The organism is Metabacillus indicus LMG 22858 (genome assembly GCF_000708755.2).
In the GTDB taxonomy this organism is placed as follows: Bacteria; Bacillota; Bacilli; order Bacillales; family Bacillaceae; genus Bacillus_P; species Bacillus_P indicus.
In genome coordinates this window covers 432,130-454,567 of the sequence record NZ_JGVU02000006.1, presented here as the reverse complement: position 1 = coordinate 454,567, position 22,438 = coordinate 432,130, and the positions used below count along the sequence as shown (strand labels likewise).

At 45.1% G+C, this 22,438-nt stretch carries 23 protein-coding genes; 19 read left to right on the top strand and 4 right to left on the bottom strand.

Annotated features, from left to right (window positions below):
• The first annotated feature begins 3 nt into the window (after positions 1-3).
• The 18 genes from AZ46_RS16740 to AZ46_RS16655 all read left to right on the top strand — a co-directional run bounded on the left by AZ46_RS16740 (position 4) and on the right by AZ46_RS16655 (position 18,901).
• Positions 4-1,782: a flagellar hook-associated protein 2 gene (locus AZ46_RS16740; RefSeq protein WP_029284717.1), complete on the top strand. Its 1,779-nt coding sequence runs from the start codon at positions 4-6 to the stop codon at positions 1,780-1,782.
• Positions 1,783-1,798: 16 nt separating this feature from the next.
• Complete coding sequence (gene fliS, locus AZ46_RS16735) at positions 1,799-2,200, top strand: flagellar export chaperone FliS (RefSeq protein ID WP_029284715.1); 402 nt, start codon at positions 1,799-1,801, stop codon at positions 2,198-2,200.
• Positions 2,200-2,550: a flagellar protein FliT gene (locus tag AZ46_RS16730; protein ID WP_029284713.1), complete on the top strand. Its 351-nt coding sequence runs from the start codon at positions 2,200-2,202 to the stop codon at positions 2,548-2,550. The genes fliS and AZ46_RS16730 overlap by 1 nt, the downstream gene beginning before the upstream one ends.
• A complete protein-coding gene (locus AZ46_RS16725; RefSeq protein ID WP_029284711.1) occupies positions 2,534-2,923 on the top strand; it encodes a hypothetical protein in 390 nt (129 codons plus the stop codon). The genes AZ46_RS16730 and AZ46_RS16725 overlap by 17 nt, the downstream gene beginning before the upstream one ends.
• A gap of 390 nt (positions 2,924-3,313) precedes the next feature.
• Positions 3,314-3,886 (top strand): ribosome hibernation-promoting factor, HPF/YfiA family, encoded by a 573-nt coding sequence (gene hpf / locus AZ46_RS16720; protein WP_029284709.1) that lies wholly within the window; start codon positions 3,314-3,316, stop codon positions 3,884-3,886.
• A gap of 127 nt (positions 3,887-4,013) precedes the next feature.
• Positions 4,014-4,316 carry a DUF4282 domain-containing protein gene (locus tag AZ46_RS16715; protein WP_081870219.1) on the top strand — a complete coding sequence of 101 codons (303 nt, stop codon included), beginning with the start codon at positions 4,014-4,016 and terminating at the stop codon, positions 4,314-4,316.
• A 256-nt stretch (positions 4,317-4,572) separates the two neighbouring features.
• Positions 4,573-7,089 (top strand): preprotein translocase subunit SecA, encoded by a 2,517-nt coding sequence (secA, locus tag AZ46_RS16710; RefSeq protein WP_029284705.1) that lies wholly within the window; start codon positions 4,573-4,575, stop codon positions 7,087-7,089.
• Positions 7,090-7,144: 55 nt separating this feature from the next.
• Positions 7,145-8,246, top strand: a protein-coding gene (prfB, locus tag AZ46_RS16705; protein WP_139015506.1) for a peptide chain release factor 2 whose coding sequence is annotated in 2 segments (ribosomal slippage) — positions 7,145-7,216 and positions 7,218-8,246 — 1,101 coding nt in all. Because the reading frame shifts where the segments join, the coding sequence is not laid out codon by codon here.
• 524 nt (positions 8,247-8,770) lie between these two features.
• On the top strand, positions 8,771-9,391 hold the full coding sequence (locus tag AZ46_RS16700) for a DedA family protein (RefSeq protein WP_029284702.1): 621 nt from the start codon (positions 8,771-8,773) through the stop codon (positions 9,389-9,391).
• Between the two features lie 190 nt (positions 9,392-9,581).
• Positions 9,582-10,448 carry a YitT family protein gene (locus AZ46_RS16695; RefSeq protein ID WP_029284700.1) on the top strand — a complete coding sequence of 289 codons (867 nt, stop codon included), beginning with the start codon at positions 9,582-9,584 and terminating at the stop codon, positions 10,446-10,448.
• 53 nt (positions 10,449-10,501) lie between these two features.
• Positions 10,502-10,831 carry a cytochrome c551 gene (gene cccB, locus AZ46_RS16690; RefSeq protein ID WP_029284698.1) on the top strand — a complete coding sequence of 110 codons (330 nt, stop codon included), beginning with the start codon at positions 10,502-10,504 and terminating at the stop codon, positions 10,829-10,831.
• Positions 10,832-11,241: 410 nt separating this feature from the next.
• Entirely contained in the window at positions 11,242-11,928 is a 687-nt protein-coding gene (ftsE, locus tag AZ46_RS16685; RefSeq protein ID WP_029284696.1) for a cell division ATP-binding protein FtsE, read from the top strand.
• On the top strand, positions 11,921-12,811 hold the full coding sequence (ftsX, locus tag AZ46_RS16680) for a permease-like cell division protein FtsX (RefSeq protein ID WP_029284694.1): 891 nt from the start codon (positions 11,921-11,923) through the stop codon (positions 12,809-12,811). Before ftsE ends, ftsX begins: the two co-directional genes overlap by 8 nt.
• A gap of 90 nt (positions 12,812-12,901) precedes the next feature.
• Positions 12,902-14,254, top strand: coding sequence for a murein hydrolase activator EnvC family protein (locus AZ46_RS16675; protein WP_029284692.1), 1,353 nt, complete (start codon positions 12,902-12,904; stop codon positions 14,252-14,254).
• Positions 14,255-14,409: 155 nt separating this feature from the next.
• Positions 14,410-15,879: a S41 family peptidase gene (locus AZ46_RS16670; protein ID WP_029284691.1), complete on the top strand. Its 1,470-nt coding sequence runs from the start codon at positions 14,410-14,412 to the stop codon at positions 15,877-15,879.
• A 355-nt stretch (positions 15,880-16,234) separates the two neighbouring features.
• Complete coding sequence (locus AZ46_RS16665; RefSeq protein ID WP_051865622.1) at positions 16,235-16,609, top strand: swarming motility protein SwrAA; 375 nt, start codon at positions 16,235-16,237, stop codon at positions 16,607-16,609.
• Between the two features lie 88 nt (positions 16,610-16,697).
• Entirely contained in the window at positions 16,698-17,876 is a 1,179-nt protein-coding gene (locus AZ46_RS16660; RefSeq protein WP_029284686.1) for a PDZ domain-containing protein, read from the top strand.
• Between the two features lie 296 nt (positions 17,877-18,172).
• Positions 18,173-18,901, top strand: coding sequence for a MerR family transcriptional regulator (locus tag AZ46_RS16655; RefSeq protein WP_029284683.1), 729 nt, complete (start codon positions 18,173-18,175; stop codon positions 18,899-18,901).
• A gap of 87 nt (positions 18,902-18,988) precedes the next feature.
• On the opposite strand, the gene AZ46_RS16650 is transcribed toward AZ46_RS16655, so the two are convergent.
• Together AZ46_RS16650 and AZ46_RS22005 are read right to left on the bottom strand one after the other, a co-directional pair.
• The gene (locus tag AZ46_RS16650; RefSeq protein ID WP_029284681.1) at positions 18,989-19,321 is read right to left on the bottom strand and encodes a membrane lipoprotein lipid attachment site-containing protein; all 333 of its coding nucleotides are present in this window, start codon (positions 19,319-19,321) and stop codon (positions 18,989-18,991) included.
• A 77-nt stretch (positions 19,322-19,398) separates the two neighbouring features.
• Positions 19,399-19,557, bottom strand: coding sequence for a hypothetical protein (locus tag AZ46_RS22005; RefSeq protein ID WP_161781219.1), 159 nt, complete (start codon positions 19,555-19,557; stop codon positions 19,399-19,401).
• A gap of 141 nt (positions 19,558-19,698) precedes the next feature.
• On the opposite strand from AZ46_RS22005, the gene AZ46_RS16645 reads away from it, so the two are divergent.
• Complete coding sequence (locus AZ46_RS16645) at positions 19,699-20,019, top strand: ribonuclease E inhibitor RraB (RefSeq protein ID WP_029284679.1); 321 nt, start codon at positions 19,699-19,701, stop codon at positions 20,017-20,019.
• 30 nt (positions 20,020-20,049) lie between these two features.
• Here the strand turns inward: AZ46_RS16645 and cyoE are convergent, their stop codons facing one another.
• Together cyoE and AZ46_RS16635 are read right to left on the bottom strand one after the other, a co-directional pair.
• Positions 20,050-20,964: a heme o synthase gene (gene cyoE, locus AZ46_RS16640; protein ID WP_029284677.1), complete on the bottom strand. Its 915-nt coding sequence runs from the start codon at positions 20,962-20,964 to the stop codon at positions 20,050-20,052.
• A gap of 372 nt (positions 20,965-21,336) precedes the next feature.
• Positions 21,337-22,314: a zinc-binding dehydrogenase gene (locus AZ46_RS16635; RefSeq protein ID WP_029284676.1), complete on the bottom strand. Its 978-nt coding sequence runs from the start codon at positions 22,312-22,314 to the stop codon at positions 21,337-21,339.
• Positions 22,315-22,438: the final 124 nt, after the last annotated feature.

Here is a 22,438-nt window from a genome sequence, read left to right as displayed (position 1 = left end):
TACATGGTCAGAATCGGCGGTTTGGCGAGCGGAATGGACATTGATTCGCTCGTGGCAGATTTGATGAAGGCGGAGAGAATGCCGCTTGATAAGCTGAAGCAGAACAAGCAGGTGCTTGAGTGGCAGCGCGACGGCTACCGCGAGATGAACAGCCTGCTGTTTTCATTCCGGAATGCTGCGTTTGATATGAAGCTCTCGAGCAACTACCGGGCACGGACGACGAACAGCTCCAATGCCGATAAGGTGACAGCCACTGCAACCAGTGCAGCGAGCCAGGCGTCCTACAGCATCTCGAAAGTAGATCAGCTTGCAACGGCAGCGACGAAGGTGAATGCCGGAGCTATCTCTGCATCCGGCCAAAAGGTCGACCCGTCCAAAGCTCTCCAGGATATAAAAGATTCGTTTGCCAACACGAACTTCAACTGGCAGACAGGAACCGTTAAAAATCAGGCAGTCACTGCCGCGGCTGACGGGACGTCATTTAAGCTGACACTTGAAACCGGGCAAGTGCTGAAAAATGTTGATAAAGACGCGATTATCAAAGTGGACGGAAAATCTTTTAAGCTTGTGACGGGTACTCCTCAAGCGGGAGAAGCTGCACTTGATACAGACGGCAACCTGATGTTCGGCGAAACGATCAAAAAAGGAAGCGTCATCAAAGCGGATTACGTGATTGAGAGTACAGACCAGTACTTCTCTTTTGACATGCAGACCCATACTTCAGCAGGTCTCAAAAAAGAGAACTTCCTGATTCAGGGCACAGAATCATTGAACAACGTCTTTGCAAAAATCAATTCATCTTCTCTCGGCGTGACGGCCCTGTATGATTCTTTCTCAGACAAGATTACACTGACGAGAAAAGAAACCGGTGATTTTAACAAAGCCGGAAATGAAATCATTACATCCGCGGGCTTCCTGAATAACGTCCTGAGATTTGGCTCAGGCACAGAAACGGGCGGGCAAAACGCGAAGTTCACGATCAACGGACTTGAAACAGAGCGGACGTCCAACACGTTTGAAATGAGCGGGGTTACCTTTACCCTGAAAAACACGTTCACGGCTGCAGAACCGCCTGTCGCCATTAATGTGACAAACGATACAAATGCCGTTTTTGACAACATCAAAAAATTCGTCACCCTTTACAACGAAACCATTGCCAAAATCCAGACGAAAACAGATGAAACCCGCTACCGCGACTATCAGCCGCTTTCTGACGAAGAACGCGAAGCTCTGTCTGACAAGCAGCAGGAGCAGTGGGATGAAAAGGCGAAGAGCGGGATGCTCAGAAAAGACTCGATTTTGACAAGTACTCTCAGCCAGATGCGCTCAGATTTCTCTTCAACGCTGTCTTCAGCATCAGGCACATCTTTTACCCATCTTTCCAATATCGGAATCACGACCTCCACGAACTATCGGGAGGGCGGAAAGCTTATTATTGATGAGGCCAAGCTGAAAAAAGCAATTGAAGAAAATCCGGAAGGCGTAGAGAAGCTGTTCACAAGCAATGGCCCGACGAGCGGAGAAAAAGGGATTGTTACCAACCTGTATGACAATTTAAAAACAACGATGGACAAGCTTAATGCCAAAGCAGGCACGTCCAGTTCCACAAGCCAGCAATTTACGATCGGGAGAAATCTCTCATCCATTGATAATCAGATCACGCGTTTTGAAGACAGGCTGACGCAAGTAGAGGATCGCTACTGGGCGCAGTTTACGGCGATGGAAAAAGCGATTCAGCGATCCAACGAACAAATGAGTTATTTAATGCAGCAATTCGGCTAAAAAAGGAGTTAACACGATGGCATTGACAAATCCTTATCAGGCGTACCAGCAGAATTCAGTAAGCACGGCATCTCCAGGCGAGCTGACACTGATGCTTTATAACGGCTGCCTCAAATTTATTAAACAGGCACGAACAGCGATGGAACAGAAACAGGTTCAGGAAAAAAACATCAATCTTCAAAAGGCGCAGCGCATTATTCAAGAATTGATGATTACATTGAACCCTGAAGCTGAGGTTTCCGGGTCGATGATGCAGATGTATGAATACATCAACCGCAGGCTCGTAGAAGCGAATATCTCAAATGATCCGGAGATTCTCTCTGAAGCAGAGGGATATGTAACCGAATTCCGCGATGCGTGGAAACAGGTCATCCAATCCGCCCGCAGGCAGCAGTTCGGACAGGGCGGCCCGATCTGATGAGCGCTGTTGAAAAACTGCATCAGCTTACTCACCAGCTGCTGAGTGAAGTGAACGGCTCACAGCAAAAGGACATGAGGGACAGCTACATCCTGAACATCCAGCAGTGGATTGAACAGCGGGAAGTGCTGATCTCAAACCTGAAGCCGCCATACACCCAGCAGGAAAAACAGCTGGGAAAAGAAATCACGGAATGGAACGCGGTTATCCATGAAAAACTGAAAGCTGTGCAGAATGAGATTAAAGAAGATATGACAAAATTGAAGCTGCAAAAAGCCTCCGGCCAGAAATATGCAAACCCCTACCAGAGCACAGCCATTGACGGAATGTATTATGATAAGCGCAAGTGACGCCATAACTCAAAGCGATTACGAGCTTTTCCTTTCCTATAATGAGCTGCTGAACACAATCGAAGAGTGTTTTTATTATCTGATCAAAAGCTATGAAAGCATGGAATATACAAATCGCGAGCAGATTATGGACGATCTGATGGACGCCTTCATACAGGTGGATGCCGTTCACAGCTCCATGATGCATGCGGCCCGCAGCAATCCAGATCTCCAAAAGGCCATTCTTCTCTTTGATGACATGCTCGAAGAACTAAGACCGGCGCCAGAAGGCGGGTCCCACCTTTTCCATGCCTATTTAAAAAGATTATCCCATCTCTATACAGCCTGGAAGAGAGACATCCAAACATGCCTGCTCCCATACCTGCTTCACTGATCCCGCCAGAATAAGGACGGGATTTTTGTTTTTTATTAGGAGTGGTTGTAATGGAAGATGTATAAGTGTACTGAAGCGGAAGGCACTTGACTCCTGCGGGATAAAGAGGGCACGGGAGACCCCGCAGGCTGGCCGAGGAGGCTCCCGGCACTCCCCGCGGAAAGCAAGTGACTGGAGCGCAAGGGAACGGGTACGATTTCATAAAATCAGTCTTTTTTTTCACAGAATAAATCAAACCACCCTCGCATACTCTATTCACATCCTTTCCTTCTGAACCGCAAACTTCAACAAATTTCACATTGTTTTAACATTATTTTTACGTTTCAGCAGGAATTCTAAAGGGAAAGGAAGAATTAAGTTTACATATCCTTAACAAAGGAGGAGTTCATTTTGAATTATAACGTCAGAGGCGAAAACATTGAGGTAACTCCAGCATTAAGAGAGTATGTCGAGAAGAAAATCGGCAAACTGGAACGCTATTTTGAGGATTCAGTTGAAGCAAACGTAAACGTAAATTTGAAATTCTACAGCGATCAGGAATCAAAAATTGAAGTAACCATTCCCATGACCAATCTAGTGTTGCGTGCTGAGGAATATAACGAGGATATGTACGCTGCCATCGATCTTGTGACAAACAAGCTCGAGCGTCAGATCCGTAAACATAAAACAAAAGTCAACCGCAAGCTGCGCGAGCAGGGATCACCTAAATTCATGTTTGCAGCAGGCACAGAAGAAGCTGAAGGGGCACAGACCCAGACAGCCGTTCAGGAAGAAGAAGACCAGATCCAGGTTGTCCGCACAAAGCGCTTTAACTTAAAGCCGATGGACAGCGAAGAAGCCATTCTTCAAATGAACATGCTCGGTCATAATTTCTTCGTCTTTACAAATGCTGAAACAAACACAACAAACGTTGTGTATCAGCGTAAAGACGGCAAGTACGCGATTATTGAACCGACTGAATAAATACACCATCAGGCAGTCTCTCATTGAAGAGGCTGCTTTTCATTTGTTCTAATTTACATATTTTTACTTTAATAAGACATATTCAATGATTCTAAAGTCATATGCTCTAGAGAAGGAGGAGATAAACATGCAGGACTTTTTAAAATTCAATAAAATGATTACCCCCACTATCATTACAGTTATCTTTTATGTGGGATCGGCCCTCAGCATCATCGCAGGATTTATCTCGATTGCAACAGGAGCGAGCGCTGATTTCGGGGGTGGAGCTCAGGTGTTTGCCGGGCTTTTGACACTGCTGTTTGGTCCCTTTGTCATCAGGATCTACTGTGAGCTGTTAATTGTCATGTTCAAAATGCATGAGAATCTGCAAGTGATAACCAAGAATGTTTCTGCAGAACAGAAAAGCAGTTCCTCCGCTGATCTTCTATAAAAGGATACATAGAAGGGTATTCCGGCCATGCCGGATTTTTTTGTTTTCTTTTTTAAAAATACATAAGCTTCTTCAGCAAACCTGAAGACGATGTTTTAAAAAAGTTGATGGAGAACGGTTTTTCGCTTTGAAACAGGATAAACTGTTGATATTATTTAATATATGGTAAAATAGAAGGTAGTTTTGCAGGACGGATAATTATCCTGCCTATGAGTAGCTTCACGTATGGCACTTCACTAACAGAGGAGCGTTTAGAATGCTTGGAATCTTAAATAAGGTGTTTGATTTTAATAAACGTGCATTGAATAGATACGAAAAAATGGCGAATCAAATAGAATCTTTAGCAGGTGACATGGAGAGGCTTTCTGATGAAGAGCTGAAGGCGAAGACGCAGGAATTTAAAGAGCGCGTTGCCAAAGGCGAAAGCACGGATGATCTTTTGACAGAGGCTTTTGCGGTTGTGCGCGAGGCTTCAAAGAGAGTGCTCGGACTTTATCCGTACCCGGTTCAGCTGATGGGGGGTATCGCTCTTCACGAAGGGAATATTTCCGAGATGAAAACAGGGGAAGGTAAAACACTGACTTCCACGATGCCTGTTTATTTGAATGCTCTTTCCGGGAGAGGCGTTCACGTTGTGACGGTCAATGAATACCTTGCAAGCCGTGATGCTGTTGAGATGGGCAAGCTGTATGAGTTTCTCGGCCTGACTGTCGGACTCAATTCAAACGGTCTTTCCAAAGAGGAAAAGCGTGCTGCCTATGCGGCGGATATTACGTATTCCACAAACAATGAGCTTGGCTTTGACTACTTGCGCGACAACATGGTTCTTTACAAAGAGCAGATGGTTCAGCGTCCGCTTCATTATGCGGTTATTGATGAAGTTGACTCCATCCTGATTGACGAGGCGCGTACGCCGTTAATCATTTCGGGGTCTGCTGCAAAGTCCACGATGCTTTATGTACAGGCTAACGGTTTTGTCCGTTCATTGAAGCGCGATGAGGACTATACGTTCGATGAAAAAACAAAAGGTGTGCAGCTGACTGAAGACGGAATGTCAAAAGCAGAGAAAGCCTTTAATATTGAAAACCTGTTCGATTTAACACATGTGTCTCTCAACCATCATATTAATATGGCATTAAGAGCCCACGTTGTGATGCACAATGACGTTGATTACGTTGTTGAAGACGGCAATGTTGTCATCGTTGACCAGTTCACGGGCCGCTTAATGAAAGGCCGCCGCTACAGCGATGGTCTCCACCAGGCAATCGAGGCGAAAGAGGGCCTTGAGATTCAGAACGAGAGCATGACACTTGCAACGATCACATTCCAGAACTACTTCCGCATGTACGAAAAGCTTTCAGGTATGACAGGTACAGCGAAGACGGAGGAAGAGGAGTTCCGCAACATTTACAACATGCAGGTTGTGGCGATTCCAACAAACCGCGATGTGGTGCGTGATGACCGTGCAGATCTTGTGTACCGTTCTATGGAAGGCAAGTTCAAAGCCGTTGTTGATGATGTAACGACGCGTTATTTTGCCGGCCAGCCGGTTCTTGTCGGTACGGTTGCGGTAGAAACGTCTGAGCTTATTTCAAGGCTTTTGAAGAAAAAAGGTGTTCCACATAACGTGCTGAATGCGAAAAACCATGAAAGAGAAGCGGAAATCATCGAGAATGCCGGCCATCAGGGTTCGGTTACGATTGCGACAAACATGGCGGGACGCGGTACGGACATCAAGCTTGGACCTGGTGTAAGGGAGCTTGGCGGTTTGGCTGTTATCGGAACAGAACGCCATGAATCACGACGCATCGATAACCAGCTTCGCGGACGTTCCGGACGTCAGGGAGACCCTGGTGTGACTCAGTTCTACCTATCTATGGAAGATGAACTGATGAGACGCTTCGGCTCTGAAAACATGATGGCGATGATGGATCGTCTGGGCATGGATGATTCACAGCCGATTCAAAGTAAAATTGTTACGAAAGCTGTTGAATCTGCGCAAAAACGCGTTGAGGGCAACAACTTTGACGCTCGTAAACAGCTTCTTCAATATGATGACGTTCTTCGCCAACAGCGTGAAGTTATTTACAAGCAGCGCTTTGACGTGATTGACTCTGAAAATCTGCGTGCGATTGTTGAAAGCATGGTTACATCAACAGTTGAACGTGTGGTTGCGATGTACACGCCAAGGGAAGAGCTTCCTGAGGACTGGAACCTTGAAGGGCTGATTGACTACCTGAATGCCAACCTCCTTGAAGAAGGCACATTCACAGTTAATGACTTTAAAGGAAAAGAATCCGAAGAGATTTCAGAGCTTGTGCTTGAGAAAACGAAAGCCCGCTACAATGAAAAAGAAGAGGCATTCGGAGAAGAGCAGATGCGCGAGTTTGAAAAGGTCATCCTTCTTCGTGCGGTTGATACGAAATGGATGGATCACATTGATGCCATGGATCAGCTGCGCCAGGGTATTCACCTTCGTGCGTACGGCCAGACAGATCCTCTCCGCGAGTATCAAATGGAAGGCTTTGCGATGTTTGAAAGCATGATTGCATCGATTGAAGAGGATGCTGCAAAATACATCATGAAAGCAGAAATCAGAAACAACCTTCAGCGTGAGGAAGTTGCTAAAGGCCAGCAGGCGGTTCACCCGAAAGAGGGAGACGAGGCGCCTAAGAAAAAGCCGGTTAAGAAGCAGATGGAAATCGGCCGCAACGACGCATGTGTATGCGGAAGCGGAAAGAAATACAAAAACTGCTGCGGCAGCGGAAAATAATTTTTCAAAGAGGGGCACTTTGCCTCTCTTTACCCCATTTTAGAGGAGAATGAATATGGAACTTGCAGAAATTCGAAACGAACTTGAAAAAATGGCTAAGAAATTAGCGGCTTTTAGGGGGTCTCTTTGACCTCGACCGTAAACAGGCTCGCATTCAGGAGCTAGATGAAATGATGTCCCACCCGAACTTCTGGGACAGCCAAAACGAAGCACAAACCGTTATTAACGAAAGCAATATGCTGAAAGAGGCAGTTGTTCAGTTCACAGAAATGAGCGAAACGCATGAAAACCTCGAAATCACGCACGAACTTTTAAAAGAAGAGCCTGATGCCGATCTTCATGCAGAGCTTGAAAGTGAAATTGCCGAGCTGACTGAAGCGATGAGCAATTATGAGCTTCAGCTTCTATTAAGTGAACCGCATGACAAGAATAACGCGATCCTTGAGCTTCACCCGGGAGCAGGCGGAACAGAGTCCCAGGACTGGGGTTCAATGCTTCTCCGCATGTACACGCGCTGGGGCGAAAAGAAGGGCTTCAAAGTGGAAACTCTTGACTACCTTCCAGGTGATGAAGCGGGAATCAAAAGCGTCACGCTTCTATTCAAAGGCCACAACGCCTACGGCTACTTGAAAGCGGAAAAAGGCGTTCACCGTCTTGTCCGGATTTCGCCGTTTGATTCATCTGGCCGCCGTCATACGTCATTCGTATCTTGCGAAGTCATGCCGGAATTCAATGATGAAATCGAAATCGACATCCGTACAGAGGACCTGAAAATTGACACGTACCGTGCAAGCGGCGCCGGCGGTCAGCACATCAATACGACGGATTCCGCCGTCCGTATTACGCATTTGCCGACTAACACGGTTGTATCCTGTCAAACAGAGCGCTCCCAGATCAAAAACCGCGAGCGCGCAATGAAAATGCTTCAAGCAAAGCTCTACCAGCTCAAGCTTGACGAGCAGCAGGCCGAGCTTGACGAGATCCGCGGCGAACAAAAGGAAATCGGCTGGGGCTCCCAGATCCGCTCCTACGTGTTCCACCCGTACTCTCTTGTCAAAGACCACCGCACAAGCACCGAGAGCGGAAACGTGCAGGGAGTCATGGACGGAGACCTCGATCCGTTTATCGATGCGTATCTTCGTTCAAAACTATCATAAGACAAATGAGGCAGTTGTCCCTGTGGGGGGCGGCTGTTTTTTTTGTGGACTTTGGTACCTTATAAATTGGGTGGAGCGGAATATTGGGTAGCAAAAGGAAGAAATGCTGCCCTGTAAATCGGAGTGGGCGGAATATAGGGTAGCAAAAGGAAGAAATGCTGCCTTATAAATCGGAGTGAGCGGAATATAGGGTAGCAAAAGGAAGAAATGCAGCCTTATAAATCGGAGTGAGCGGAATATGGGATAGCAAAAGGAAGAAATGCTGCCTTATAAATTGGAGTGAGCAGAATATGGGGTAGCAAAAGCAAGGAATGCAGCCTTATAAATCGGAGTGAGCAGAATATGGGGTAGCAAAAGGAAGAAACGCTGTCTTATAAAATAGAGCGAGTGGAATAAGGGTAGCCAAAAAAGGTGCGCTCCTTCTAAGTCCCAAGACGCAGCCGAAATTGCTTCTCCAGCCGTTGTTTGATCATTAAAAATACCTCTATGATTAAAGCATACTAAAACGGCAGGAGCTAGAAGGTATGACGCAAACAATCGTGAGTCACGCAGAAGACTGGGGTATATGGGGTGTGCTCCTTTCCTTATTCATTGAAGGAAGTGCTTTTCCCTTTATCGGAACCTTTTTTATGGTAACAATAGGCTTCATTTTAGAATTGTCCTGGCTCGAAATTGCAGGAATTTCGCTCATCGGAAGCTTCCTTTATACAGCAGGCAGCTACATTCCTTTTTTCATCGGATACAAACTGGGACACTCATTCGAGAACAGATTAAGCCCTCGGAACAGAATCGGTCTGGAAAAAGCAAAAGCCAATTTCAGCAAATATGGAATTTGGAGTGTCGTTATTTCTAGTCCCCTTCATTTAGGAAATGTCGTACCTTTCCTAGCTGGCGCTTCAAATATGAATCTTCGCCAGTATTCATTGCTGACCATGGCTGGGATTGCCCCTACAACTTTTCTATTTTTGAGTATCGGCCATTTTTATGATGGCGATACGGAAACAATCATCAAAACAATTACAGATTATCAAACGCTGCTCCTTGCAGGCTTTGTGATCATTACTGCCGGATATGCAGGCTTGAAAGCGCAGCGCAGTTGGCGTGAGAAAAAGAAAAGCAGTACTGGAAAAGAAATGACCTGTTAACCGAAAGCACCGGCATCCTCCACACAAATCCGCGCACCGCAGACTAAATTCCACCTGCAATGCTAAAACTAACATAACCGCTTTATCTCTTTAGCACGTTATCCCGCTGTTATTTACAGCTGAATCAGACGGGTGCTATACTCTGTAAGGTTATGTCAAAAATTTGTGTGATTCAGATGGAGGATGCAGGATGTTTCAGCGTAAACGCACTCGTACATATAATCCAATGCTTGAAAAAGTGACGTCGTATTTATTTATTCTGCTCGGTTCTGGAATCGTTGCCATTGCATTTAATCTGTTCCTTCTGCCGAACCGCATCGCTTCAGGCGGAGTGAGCGGGATCAGTACGATTACAGATGCTTTATTCGGTTTTGAGCCTGCCTATGTGCAGTGGGCTTTTAATATTCCTCTGTTTGTTGCAGGTGTGCTGCTGCTTGGGAAACAGTTCGGCTTAAAAACGCTGGTTGGAACGATCTTTCTGCCATTTGTTGTTTTTTTGACAAAGGACGTTGCGCCAGCGACGACAGATCCGCTGCTCGGTGCAATTTTCGGGGGAATCGGAGTAGGTCTTGGTCTTGGGCTTGTTTTTAGAGGAAAAGCTTCTACAGGGGGTACGGATCTGGCTGCTCAGATCATTCACAAGTTTACGGGGCTTTCTCTCGGAACGTGCGTGGCTTTAATTGACGGGCTGATTGTTCTGACCGCTGCGGTGGTCTTTGATATTGAACTTGGGCTTTACGCTCTTGTCGCCCTTTATGTTACAAGTAAAACGATCGATGTCGTTCAGGTGGGGCTGGGCCGATCGAAGATGACGATGATCATTACAAATCAGGAAGAAGAGGTCAGAAAAGCGATTTTGAGCGAGATCGACCGGGGAGTGACAAAGCTGTCGGCCTTCGGAGGCTACACAGACAGCGAGCGGCCGATCCTGATGTGCGTGGTGGATCAGACAGAATTCACGAAATTGAAACAACTCGTTAAAAGCATTGATACGTCTGCGTTTGTGGTCGTTATGGATGCTTCTCATGTGCTCGGGGAAGGTTTCAAGCGGGCCTAGTTAGGATATAATAAATGTGTGTTTTACATCCTTATTTGGGGAGGATTTCGGCGATGAAATCAAAAGTACTTGCCCTTCTTTTCGGAACATCTTTAGTCCTTGCTGCATGCGGCGGAGGAGATAACGCAGGAGAAGAGCCAAAAGATTCGGGCTCAAAAGATACAGCGAATGCTGAAGAAATTGTTCAGCAGAACTGCATCAGCTGCCACGGTCAAAATCTTGAAGGCGGCGGGGCCGCACCAAGTCTTGCAAAGGTCGGCTCAAAATATGACAAAGAAAAAATTGAAAGCATCATTAATAATGGCCAGGGCGGAATGCCTGGAGGTCTTATTAACGAAACGGATGCAGCTGTCGTAGCTGAATGGCTTGCGCAGAAGAAATAATCTTAAAGAGAAGCCAGCCGGCAGCATCGGCTGGTTTTGCTGTTTTAAAGGCACGATATAACTTGCCGCCTTCCAATATCCGTTCCTTCCTCCGAAAGTAAGAAAGAATTTCCACCTATATATTCCTAAAAAAAGATTGTCTTTTTAGTCAGAAAGTTCTAATATTTACATTAAAGCGCTATCAGTCGACAATTCTTTAGACCTGGATTACATTTCCTTTGACAATTTACGACACTGAAATGAAACTGTAATATTTTTAAGTCTATTTTTGCCGAACTTTGATGGTATAATGACTTTTGTGGGTAAATCTTATTAATATATGAAAATTATGGTTACATACTTAAATTTAGCTTAAATCAGGCCATTACACCACGTTATCTACAAAATAAACAGCTTTGGGTGATAAAATTATGATCGAAATGACAGACGTTTATAAAACGTATTCTAACGGCGTTCTCGCCATTAATGGAATAAATGTAAAAATAGATCAGGGCGAATTTGTTTATGTTGTTGGTCCGAGCGGTGCAGGCAAATCGACATTTATAAAAATGATGTACCGTGAGGAAAAGCCGACAGACGGCAAAATCCTGATCAACGGAGTCAATCTTGCAAAATTAAGAGAGAAAAAAGTTCCTCAATTAAGAAGAAGCATCGGCGTTGTGTTCCAGGACTTCAAGCTTTTGCCGAAGCTGACAGTCTATGAAAATATCGCATTTGCTCTTGAGGTAATCGGGGAGCAGCCGAGAGTCATCAAAAAGAAAGTGCTGGATGTACTTGATCTTGTTCAGCTCAAGCATAAAGCCCGGTCTTTTCCTAACGAACTTTCAGGAGGAGAGCAGCAGCGGGTATCGATTGCAAGGTCGATTATCAACAATCCAGGCGTAGTCATCGCTGATGAGCCGACAGGAAACCTTGACCCTGATACGTCGTGGGAGATTATGAACATTTTTGAGGAAATCAACAACAGAGGCACTACTGTTGTGATGGCCACTCACAACCGGGAAATTGTTAACACCATGAAAAAACGAGTCATCGCGATCGAAGGCGGAAAGATTGTGCGTGACGAGGCTAGAGGGGAGTATGGTATTTATGATTAGAACCCTTGGGCGTCACTTCAGAGAAAGTATGAAAAGCTTAACCCGCAACGCCTGGATGACCTTTGCGTCGGTCAGTGCCGTTACGGTCACTTTAATCCTTGTAGGAACGTTCTTGGTCATTATGATGAACTTAAACAACTTTGCTACAAAGGTTGAAGAGGATGTAGAGATCAGGGTGCTGGTTGATGTGACAAGCACACCTGAACAGCAGAAAGAGCTCAGGAGCAGGGTGGATAATCTGAGCGGGATTGCATCCGTAGAACTTTCACCGAAAGAAAAAGAATTGGATAACCTGATCAGCAGCATGGGCGAACAAGGAAAATCGTATCAGCTGTTTGAACAGAACAATCCGCTGAATGACGTTATTGTAGTTAAAACAGAGAATCCGCGCGACACACCACAAATCGCCAAGCAAATAGAGCGTTTTGACGGAGCGTATAAAGTTCTCTATGGTCAAGATGAAGTCAAAAAGCTATTTGACTTTGTTGAAATTTCAAGAAACATCGGTATTGCGCTGATTATCGGACTTGTCTTCACGGCGATGTTCCTTATCTCAAATACCATTAAAATCACAATCTTTGCCAGAAGGCACGAGATTGAAATTATGAAACTCGTAGGCGCAACCAACTGGTTTATCCGCTGGCCGTTCTTCTTAGAAGGCCTGATGCTTGGAGTAATGGGAGCCATCGTCCCTGTAATCCTTGTACTGGCCACTTACAACTATTTATATACATGGGTCGAACCAAAGGTCGCAGGTTCATTTGTTCAATTCCTGCCGTTCAGTCCGTTTGCCTTCCAGGTATCAGCTATTCTGATCCTGATCGGTGCACTGATCGGTGTATGGGGAAGCTTAATGTCTGTCCGCAAGTTCTTGAGAGTATAAACAAGCAGTCTTTAAGGATTGCTTGTTTTCTCTGGATGATGTGAAATTCAGAGAATGATAGAGAGATAAGATAAAGGGAGGAACTAGAGAGTGAGAAAGAAATTACTGGCACTTGGCCTTGCGGCTTTGGTTGGGACAAGCTCCGTTATTATACCAGTTACCCAAGAAAAAGCTTACGCAAACACAGAATTAGAAAAGAAAAAATCAGAACTCCAAACTGAGCGTTCTGGAGTAGATTCAAATATTAAAGAAAAACAGGGCGAGCTTTCTGAGCTTAAAAGCAAAGAAGAAAAGCTGAACGCAGACATTGAAAAGCTTGATAAGCAAACAGCGGAGACGAACGAAAAAATCCGTGAGCGCCAGGCTGAAATTGAAGAAGCAAAGAAAAAGATTCAGGAACTGAAGGTTCAAATTCAGGAAGTGAAAAAACGCATTGCAGAACGCAATGAGCTATTGGAAAACCGCGTCCGTTCCCTGCAGGAAACAGGCGGAGTAGTGAGCTATTTGGATGTGCTGCTCGGTGCTCAGGATTTCGGTGATCTTGTTACACGCGTAAGTGCAGTAACACAAATCGTCGATGCTGATAAAGAAATTATTAAAGCGCATGAAGAAGATAAGAAACTTCTTGAGCAAAGTGAAGCAGAACTAAGCAGCGAACTGCAGAATCTGGAAACAGCTTTAATTGAGCTTGAATCTTTAAAGCAGCAGCTTAAGAAACAGGCAGCAGAAAAGAATAAACTAATTGAGCAAGTGAAAGCACAGCATAAGTCTACAGAAGCAGCAATCTACGAACTAGAAGACGAAGCAGCGTTCCTGAAAGAGCAGGAAGCAGCGATCGCTAAAGAAATTGAGCGTCAAAAACAAGAAGCTGAGCGCAAGCGCCGTGAAGCAGCAGAAGCGGCGGCAGCAGAAGAAAGAGCGAAGCAGGAAGCGGCAGCTCAAGCAGCAGCAGCCAAACCATCTTCACCTAAGAAGTCATCATCATCAGGCAGCTCTTCCGGAAGTTCGTCTCCGGCTCCAGCACCTGCTAAGCCGGCACCAGCACCAGCTGTTACAGGCGGTAAGTTCATGTGGCCTGCACAAGGTACTTTTACATCAGGATACGGCCATAGATGGGGCAAACTCCATGCAGGTATTGACATTGCCAACCGTTCGGCGAACGTTCCTGTAGTTGCATCAGCAGCAGGTACGGTTATCCGTTCATACTACTCAAGCAGCTACGGAAATGCAGTCTTTATCACGCATAACATCGACGGCAAGACGTATACAACGGTATACGCTCACTTAGATGCACGTCACGTAAGTGCTGGACAGTCTGTAAGCAAAGGACAGCAGCTTGGTTACATGGGTAACACTGGACGTTCAACAGGAAAGCATCTTCACTTTGAAATTCATGACGGTGCTTGGAAAAACCCTGTAAACCCGATGAACTATCTTCAATAAGAATGAAAACTCCTAAAACAAAGCGTTTTAGGAGTTTTTTTTGACTTTTTTTCATAGAGATTGCCTTGTCCTACATGAATGATCCATAATTTACATATACTAGCTGTACTGGTATCTACATAACCAATCGTCAAGCCTACCAAAGGAGGAACAAGATGAAGCAGAAAATGACAGCCCTACTGATGGCTCTTTCCCTGGTCCTGGGTGCAGGGGGCATGTACACCGGCATCCAGTTTTACGAGCATGACAAGCAGCAGGATGCAACCGCAAAAGAGCTTTCCGTTCCTGCCGTTACGGATGTTTTAAAGGGAGAGCGCGGACAGGAAACAGAAGGCCTTGAGAAGGTAAAACAAGCGTATGAGCTGATTTCAAGCAAGTATGTTGAGGAAGTAGATGAGGAGCAGCTACTGGAAGGTGCCATTCAGGGAATGCTTTCTACGCTGAATGACCCTTATTCGGTTTATATGGATAAAGAAACAGCGAAGCAATTTTCGGACAGCCTTGATTCTTCTTTTGAAGGAATCGGCGCTGAAGTTGGAATGGATGGCGGGAAAATCATCATTGTTTCCCCGTTTAAGAATTCACCGGCTGAAAAGGCAGGTCTCCAGCCGAATGATGAGATTGTTTCCATTGACGGTGAATCGACAGTCGGCAGTGATTTAAATGATACGGTGTTAAAGATCCGCGGGAAAAAAGGGACCACGGTAAAAATTGAAGTTATGCGTGCAGGCTCAAAGGAAAAGCTGAGCTTTGATGTCACGCGTGATGAGATTCCGATTGAGACAGTATTCAGTTCCATTAAACAGCAGGGCAAGAAGAAAATCGGCTATCTTGAAATCACCTCTTTTTCTGAAGATACAGCAGAGGACTTTACGGAAGAACTGGCCAAGCTTGAAGACCAGAATATAAAAGGACTTGTTCTTGACGTGCGCGGCAATCCGGGAGGGTATCTGCAAAGTGTTGAAGAGATCTTGAAGCAATTTGTCACAAAGGACCAGCCTTACATTCAAATTGAAGAGCGCAACGGAGAAAAGAAACGGTATTTCTCGAATCTTCGAGAGAAAAAAGACTATCCTGTATCTGTTCTGATTGATAAAGGAAGTGCTTCTGCATCGGAAATTCTGGCTGGAGCGCTTAAAGAGGCGGGCAACTATGACATTATCGGCGAAACCTCTTTCGGAAAGGGAACCGTCCAGCAGGCAGTACCTATGGGAGACGGCAGCAACATCAAGCTGACTCTTTATAAGTGGCTAACTCCTGAAGGAAACTGGATCCATAAAAAAGGAGTTGCGCCGACAGTCAAAGTGGCACAGCCTAAGCACCTGACATCTCCACCGATTCAGCTTGAAAAGCCGCTTGCCCTTGATATGAATGACGAACAGATCAAGGTGGCACAAGTGCTGCTGAAAGGCCTTGGGTATGACACTGGACGAGAAGACGGCTACTACGGCAAGAAAATGGCCGATGCCGTAAAGACGTTCCAGAAAAAACACAGCCTTAAACAATCAGGAACCATTGATATCGCAACAGCAAATGAAATCAATGAGCAAATCTCCAAACAGCGCACAGACGGGAAACACGATAACCAGCTGAATAAAGCATTAGAAACGATATCAAACCAATAGTATGTTCGAGTGAGTCAGCCGCAAGAATGCGAGCTGGCTTTTTTATGGATAAAAATAACATATTATCTACATTTAGGACGATTTACTAACTTTTTAGTGAAAAAGCGACGGAAAAAAGCGGGAATTTCCGTATTTTTATAATTAGTACAGACTTTTCGGGCACATAAAAATGAATCTTTAGCTAGTTGAATAGTTCGATATTTCGTTTTACGATGGAAGTACTGTTCTACAACACACTAAATAAGAACGGCTCTTTTCGTGCCCCTTTGTTGCATGATAATCAAAACGTTTTGATTATAAAGGAAAAGAGCATTAATGCTTCCTGTAAAACGTAAACAAAGAGCGAAAACAGCCTATGGAAAGATGGGGAGATCAATTGAAAAAAAGGGCAAGTGTGATGAGAGAACAAACGTATAAGCAGTTAACAGAGGAATTTAAGATGAGACTGCAAACGGCAAACTCCTCTCATGCAAAGGTCAGCAAATGGGTACAGCTGTTCTGCATGTACCTTGCTAATTACACTGACGTCAAGCATCTTCAGGAAGTGAACAAGACTTGCGTCGAAGACTACTTTCACTATTTGACGGAAAACTACAGGCGTCTTTCGTTAAACCTCACGGATATAAAACGTTCAATGCAGCTGATTGAAGAAGTGCTGGAAATAAAAGTGGACGATTCCCTCCTTGATTTTTCCCTTTCGAATCTGCATTTGTGGAGCAAATTAAAGTAAACTTTGCTCATGCAGGATACTCAATGCTATTTTTATCTGATAAAATAGCAGTAGAGTCAGACGAAAGGATATAAGGTGGTGACAGGATTTGCTTGAAAACTGGCTGCTTGAATTTCTATTTGCAATGGGAAGGTTTTTTATTCATCCTCTCGTTTATTTTTTCCTTATTTACAGTCTTGTGTTTGGATACATCCGCGTAAAGCGTGAGCGCAAATCCTTTCACACAAGGATTCAAGATCTTTACGAAGAAGTTCGGTTTACATATTCAAAAGGACTGCTTACAGGTTTGGTCCTTTCAGCAGCAGCGCTTGCGTTTGGTTTTGGCATGCCGTCCGGTGCAGTCATCGTACTTGGAGCAGTAACTGTACTCTTGGCATTAACGATGCAGCTCAGATTTCTTTCTCCTGCCTATACGCTTGGACTTACGATGTTCGCGGTGCTCATTCTAATGAACACTGGGATATTATCAGGAAGGCTTGCGCTTGAGGGGACAAGCTTTGCGGTTCTTGCTCTGCTTATGGGATTTTTCCTCATCGTTGAGGGATCTCTGGCATATAAGACAGGACACGTGAAGACTTCTCCGTTTCTGCTGAAGAGCAGCAGGGGTCTTCCGATCGGCAATCATGTTGCCAACCGTACATGGCTTGTACCGCTGCTTCTGCTTGTTCCTGGCGGTACACTGACAGAAAGCCTGCCATGGTGGCCTGTTTTCACAATCGGAAATGAGCCGTTCATGCTTTTATTTATTCCTTATATTATCGGATTTCATCAGCGTGTTCAGGGCTCTCTTCCAAAAGAAAGCATTATGGTCACATCAAAACGCATAATCTGGCTTGGCATAGGGATTACCGCCATCGCTGCAGCGAGTATTTGGATCACACCGCTTGCGTTTGCAGCTGCAATCATAGCGATTATCGGCAGAGAGTTCCTGACTGTCCGCCAGCGCATGAACGACAACTCAGCGGCCTTCTATTTTTCAAAGCGCGATCAGGGACTGATGGTTCTTGGCATTCTGCCCAATTCACCAGCGGTCAAGCTCCAGCTTGAGGTCGGCGAGATTATTATGAAAACGAACGGTACGCCTGTTAAAACGGTCGATGAGTTTTATCAGGCCCTGCAGATCAACGGGGCATTTTGCAAGATGGAAGTCATCGGCCACAACGGAGAAATCCGCTTTGTTCAGGGTGCCATTTACAAAGGCGAACACCACGAACTTGGCATCCTGTTTGTTCAGGACGATAAGAAGTGGGGAATAGAAGCAGTGTGACAAAAAGACTTTAGCACAAATGCTAAAGTCTTTTTTGGTCTTTTCTAAAGTATTCTTCTTTCAGCCGCAAAACTCCAGTGGATTGCAGCGGAAGGAACTTGACTCCTGCGGGATGAAGATGGCGCGGGAGATCCCGCAAGCGCAGCGAGGAAGCTCCCGGTCGTCCCCGCGGAAAGCAAGTTCCTGGAGCGGAAAGGAACCGGTACCCCTGCAAAAAGTGCTTTTTTTTTGAAAAAGACTATTGACCCTCACGCTGCGTCATACTTTAAAGTAACAAGTGAAGGGAGGCTCACAGCATGAAAGTAAAAGAAGTGGCAGATTTAACCGGAATCAGTGTGCGCACGCTGCATCATTACGATGAGATTGGACTCTTAGTGCCTGACGAGGTAACAGAGTCAGGGTACCGGATCTATTCCAGTGAAAATCTTGAAACGCTGCAGCAGATCTTGTTTTTTAAAGAGCTCGGTTTCCCTTTGAAAAAAATAAATGAAATCATCAGCAGTCCTACATTTGACAGAAAAGAAGCTCTGGAGCTTCACCGCCGAATGCTCCTCGAGAAGCGGAAGCGGCTGGATCAGATGATTGAGACGGTTGAAAAAACGATACAGCATACGAAAGGAGAAATTGAGATGTCACAAAAAGAAAAATTCAAAGGCTTTGACTTCAGCCATAATCCTTATGAGGAGGAGGCACGGAAGCTTTACGGGGACAAAGCAGTTGATGAGGCGAATCAAAAAGCAGCCGGTATGAATCAAGATATGCAGGAGCGGTTCAACGACCTGTACAGAAGACTTGCAGATGTGCGCCATACAGCACCTGATTCTAAGGAGGCACAGGAAGCAATCGGCGAATGGTATACCCTTCTCAATGAATTTGGCAGCTATTCACTTGATGCGTTCAAAGGGCTTGGCCAGCTGTATATTGACGATGAGCGGTTTACTAAGAACATCGACAAGTTCGGTGAAGGTCTTGCCGTTTTCATGCGGGATGCGATGGCAGTTTACGCAGATACTCGCAAGAAGTGAGAGTGGAGCGGCGATTCTTGAGGGAATCGCCGTTTTATAAGTTGATTGATATAAACGAAAAAGAGAACTCGTTATGAGTTCTCGAACCTACCATTTTGGCTCTTTTTTTATTTCAATCGTATAACCGCTGATGTCATTTTCATTTAGAACGTGATTGATCCCATCAGTTGCATTTTGCTTAAGCGTGCTGTAACTGACACCTTCCGGAGGTCTTATCAGGAAAGCGATGGTCTTCTTTTCTTCAATAATGCCTTCCGCCACGATGTGTCCGGCTACATTGTTGTATTCCTCTTTGCTTAACTCATGAAAGATTTTTTCTCCAATGGCTTTTTCTCTTTCATTATCTTCATAAATGGAATGATCTTGTGAACATGCTCCGAGAAGTAATAACATTGATGCACCAAAAATGGTTCTTTTCATTTTCAGGCCTCCAATTATTACAGATATATCCAATTCTAGCATATCTACTTATCAAGGAATAGTGGTTAATTCAAATTTCAAAAACAGATTTTAAATAGCCCAAAGTCCGCGCATACTTTTTTCCGCTGAACCTTAGAATAGGATTGAAGGGCATCGTCAGTTCTCATCTTATTAAGCTGTGCTTCCTTTTCGAGTTTATGAAGTTCTTCCATGACATAAAAATCGTGGTTATTCATTTTTTACCGCCTCCTTAAGTTACTTTCATTATATGGGAGCCGGCGCGAAAAACAGATTCGGCATCGGACTGAACTTTTCTCGGTCTTTAGGATGGGAATGCTTTATAATGGATAGAGACTTGAGTAGCAGGAGGAGTAAGAATGAAGTTTCCAAAGGATGAGGACGGCAAGATCCTGAGCATGCTTTACAGGGAAGGGCTGAATTTTAAAAAGCCTCACAATGTTGATTTTTATGTAGCTGTACCAGATGAGAAGAACGGGGAAGCGATGATTAAGGCGCTTGCTGATAACGGTTATAAGTTCATGATGGAGTATGATGATGATGTGGAAGAGTGGACATGCTTCGGTTCCATTAAAATGCATTTGAAGCACAATGAAATTACGGCCGTGCAGAAAAAGCTCGATGCGATTGTAAAGCCTCTTGGCGGATACGCGGACGGCTGGGGTGTTATGACGGAATAGAAAAAAGCCAGCCTGAGCGGCTGGCTTTTCTTATAGGAAAGAAACAATAATAAGCATAGTGAAAATAATCGTCAAATGATTCAGCGAGAAGATGAACATCATTGTTGCCCATTTGTAGTCGTCCATTTTCTTATAGCCTGCAAGGCCTGCGATCATCCATGCAAGAGTCAGGGCGAACATGGAGAACGCAACGACTTTGCTGAAGGACAGGAAAAGGAATGAAGCTGCTAGCAGGGCAATTAAATAAACGATTGTTTGAATTTTGGCGCGCGGTGTTCCTTTCACGACCGGAAGCATTGGAACGCCTGCGTTTTTATAGTCATCAAAGCGTCTGATGGCAATCGCGTAAAAATGCGGAGGCTGCCATAAAAACATAAGAACGAACAGGCCGAAAGCTGCCGGATGAAACAGGTCAGGCGAGATGGCTGCCCAGCCGATCAGCGGAGCAATGGCACCTGATAAGCTTCCCACTTCCGTGTTGTAGATTGTTTTGCGTTTCGTCCACATTGTGTAGGGTACTAAATACAGAAAGAGACCAAGTACACCGATAAAAGCTGTCAGCGGAGAAATAAGATACAGGAACACTGCCCCGCTGATGGATAGGGCTATTCCGAGCCAGAGCGCAAACTTCGGATGAATGGACCCCGTAACGGTCGGTCTTTCCATCGTGCGCTGCATAAGAGAGTCGATGTCTCTGTCATAGTAGTTATTGATTGCGCCTGCTCCGCCTACAACGGCTGCTGTTCCAAGCAGGGCGAGAATCACCACTAAAATGTTGTCTACAAAATTTGCATTATATACGGACAGGGCCACAGAAAGACCTGCGAACATGCCGAGAAGGTTTGATTTTACGATGCCGTCTTTGACGATGGCTTTAAGATTGCTCCAGGAAAAGATGCTTTTTATAGAAAGAGAATCTTCTACGATAACCTCTGAACTTTTCATCACAATTCTCCTTTTCAAGTGTTAAAAAATATAAATGCAAGCGCAGCTGTATGCAGCCTGCAGAATCTGACCAGACACATGCGCTCTTTTATCATGCGAAAACTCTTACCTAACTTAACTAATTATCTACTATCTTAACAGGTATTTGAACTGGAAAGTAATAGACGGATAGATTTGACAAAAAGATGTCGCATCTTTGTGAACATTTTCTATACGTTATTGAACTTTTCTGATAATACCCCTGCAATAAGGCACTCTCTCCATTATGGTATTGATACAATCCCGGGTCAATCCTCAAAACCCGTAATGAGCATATTCCCTGTCCGGATAAAAAAAGAAAGACCGGGCTCAAAAACCCGGTCTTACCGATTATCAAATTTTCGCAACAATTTTTCCCTTTACATGGCGCTCCGATAATTGTACAAGTGCTTGCGGCACTTCTTCAAGCGGGATGACCTGCTCTAGCAGGGAGTTCAGCTGTCTTTCAGCAAGCAGAAGCAGCATGTCATCGCCCATGACCGCCAGATCTTTTTGCTGCTTGAGGTTGTCGGACTGATGAACAGCGCCAAGAGCGATTTCATGATACGAAATGGCTTTGGTAAATGGCTTAACCTTTGTAAAATCAGGTGCGCCTGCGATATAGGCAATCCGGCCGTTGAAGGCTAGGCAGTCAAGAGAGTTTGTTGCGTTCTCACGGCTTACTGTATCAAGGACAGCATCGACCCCGTTTCCGCCGGTCAGCTTCATGATTTCAGCCGTAACGTCTGTTTCATTGTAATCAATTGCATGGTCTGCTCCGAGAGATTTCACAAACTCATGATTGGAGGCAGATGCCGTTGTATAGACTGTCAGTCCTGAACGTTTCGCCATCTGGATGGCAAATCCGCCGACTCCTCCTGCTCCCCCGTGGATCAGAATCGATTCGCCTTCTGTGACGCGGAGCTTTCTGTAAAGAGCCTGATAGGCTGTGTAGCCCGCAGTCGGAAGGGCTGCAGCATCTTCAAATGAGACTGACTCCGGAATGATGGATACTGTGTGGGCAGTTGTCACAGCGTACTCTGCAAATCCGCCCTTTTTCGTCAGGTCGCCGTGATATACGACGCGGTCTCCGATTTGCAGGTGCTCCACGCCTTCACCTGTTTCCTCAACGATGCCTGCCGCATCAAGGCCGAGAATGTGGGGATAGCTCCAAAGCGGATTGCCGCCTGTTGCTGTTTTATAATCAACCGGATTCAGTCCGACTGCTTTCACTTTAATGAGAATTTCGCCTCTGCCGGGCGACGGCTTTTCACTTTCACCGACCTGCATGTCTTTCCATTCGCCTTTTCCTTGAAGCAATAATGCTTTCATATGTAGAACACTCCTCTGAGTTTTATAAACAAGTTTCTTTGACATTATAGGAGAAAGAGTGAACTGTTTTCAAATGAAGTGCCTGTATTTAAAGTCAAGGCTGCAGGCGCGAACATTTTAAACC

Bases quoted from the DNA above. Each gene is read 5' to 3' on its own strand.
- AZ46_RS16740 (WP_029284717.1), top strand. From the start codon at position 4: ATGGTCAGAATCGGCGGTTTGGCGAGCGGAATGGACATTGATTCGCTC.
- fliS (WP_029284715.1), top strand. From the start codon at position 1,799: ATGGCATTGACAAATCCTTATCAGGCGTACCAGCAGAATTCAGTAAGC.
- AZ46_RS16730 (WP_029284713.1), top strand. From the start codon at position 2,200: ATGAGCGCTGTTGAAAAACTGCATCAGCTTACTCACCAGCTGCTGAGT.
- AZ46_RS16725 (WP_029284711.1), top strand. From the start codon at position 2,534: ATGATAAGCGCAAGTGACGCCATAACTCAAAGCGATTACGAGCTTTTC.
- AZ46_RS16715 (WP_081870219.1), top strand. From the start codon at position 4,014: ATGCAGGACTTTTTAAAATTCAATAAAATGATTACCCCCACTATCATT.
- secA (WP_029284705.1), top strand. From the start codon at position 4,573: ATGCTTGGAATCTTAAATAAGGTGTTTGATTTTAATAAACGTGCATTG.
- AZ46_RS16700 (WP_029284702.1), top strand. From the start codon at position 8,771: ATGACGCAAACAATCGTGAGTCACGCAGAAGACTGGGGTATATGGGGT.
- AZ46_RS16695 (WP_029284700.1), top strand. From the start codon at position 9,582: ATGTTTCAGCGTAAACGCACTCGTACATATAATCCAATGCTTGAAAAA.
- cccB (WP_029284698.1), top strand. From the start codon at position 10,502: ATGAAATCAAAAGTACTTGCCCTTCTTTTCGGAACATCTTTAGTCCTT.
- ftsE (WP_029284696.1), top strand. From the start codon at position 11,242: ATGATCGAAATGACAGACGTTTATAAAACGTATTCTAACGGCGTTCTC.
- ftsX (WP_029284694.1), top strand. From the start codon at position 11,921: ATGATTAGAACCCTTGGGCGTCACTTCAGAGAAAGTATGAAAAGCTTA.
- AZ46_RS16670 (WP_029284691.1), top strand. From the start codon at position 14,410: ATGAAGCAGAAAATGACAGCCCTACTGATGGCTCTTTCCCTGGTCCTG.
- AZ46_RS16665 (WP_051865622.1), top strand. From the start codon at position 16,235: ATGGAAAGATGGGGAGATCAATTGAAAAAAAGGGCAAGTGTGATGAGA.
- AZ46_RS16655 (WP_029284683.1), top strand. From the start codon at position 18,173: ATGAAAGTAAAAGAAGTGGCAGATTTAACCGGAATCAGTGTGCGCACG.
- AZ46_RS16650 (WP_029284681.1), bottom strand. From the start codon at position 19,321: ATGAAAAGAACCATTTTTGGTGCATCAATGTTATTACTTCTCGGAGCA.
- AZ46_RS22005 (WP_161781219.1), bottom strand. From the start codon at position 19,557: ATGAATAACCACGATTTTTATGTCATGGAAGAACTTCATAAACTCGAA.
- AZ46_RS16645 (WP_029284679.1), top strand. From the start codon at position 19,699: ATGAAGTTTCCAAAGGATGAGGACGGCAAGATCCTGAGCATGCTTTAC.
- cyoE (WP_029284677.1), bottom strand. From the start codon at position 20,964: ATGAAAAGTTCAGAGGTTATCGTAGAAGATTCTCTTTCTATAAAAAGC.
- AZ46_RS16635 (WP_029284676.1), bottom strand. From the start codon at position 22,314: ATGAAAGCATTATTGCTTCAAGGAAAAGGCGAATGGAAAGACATGCAG.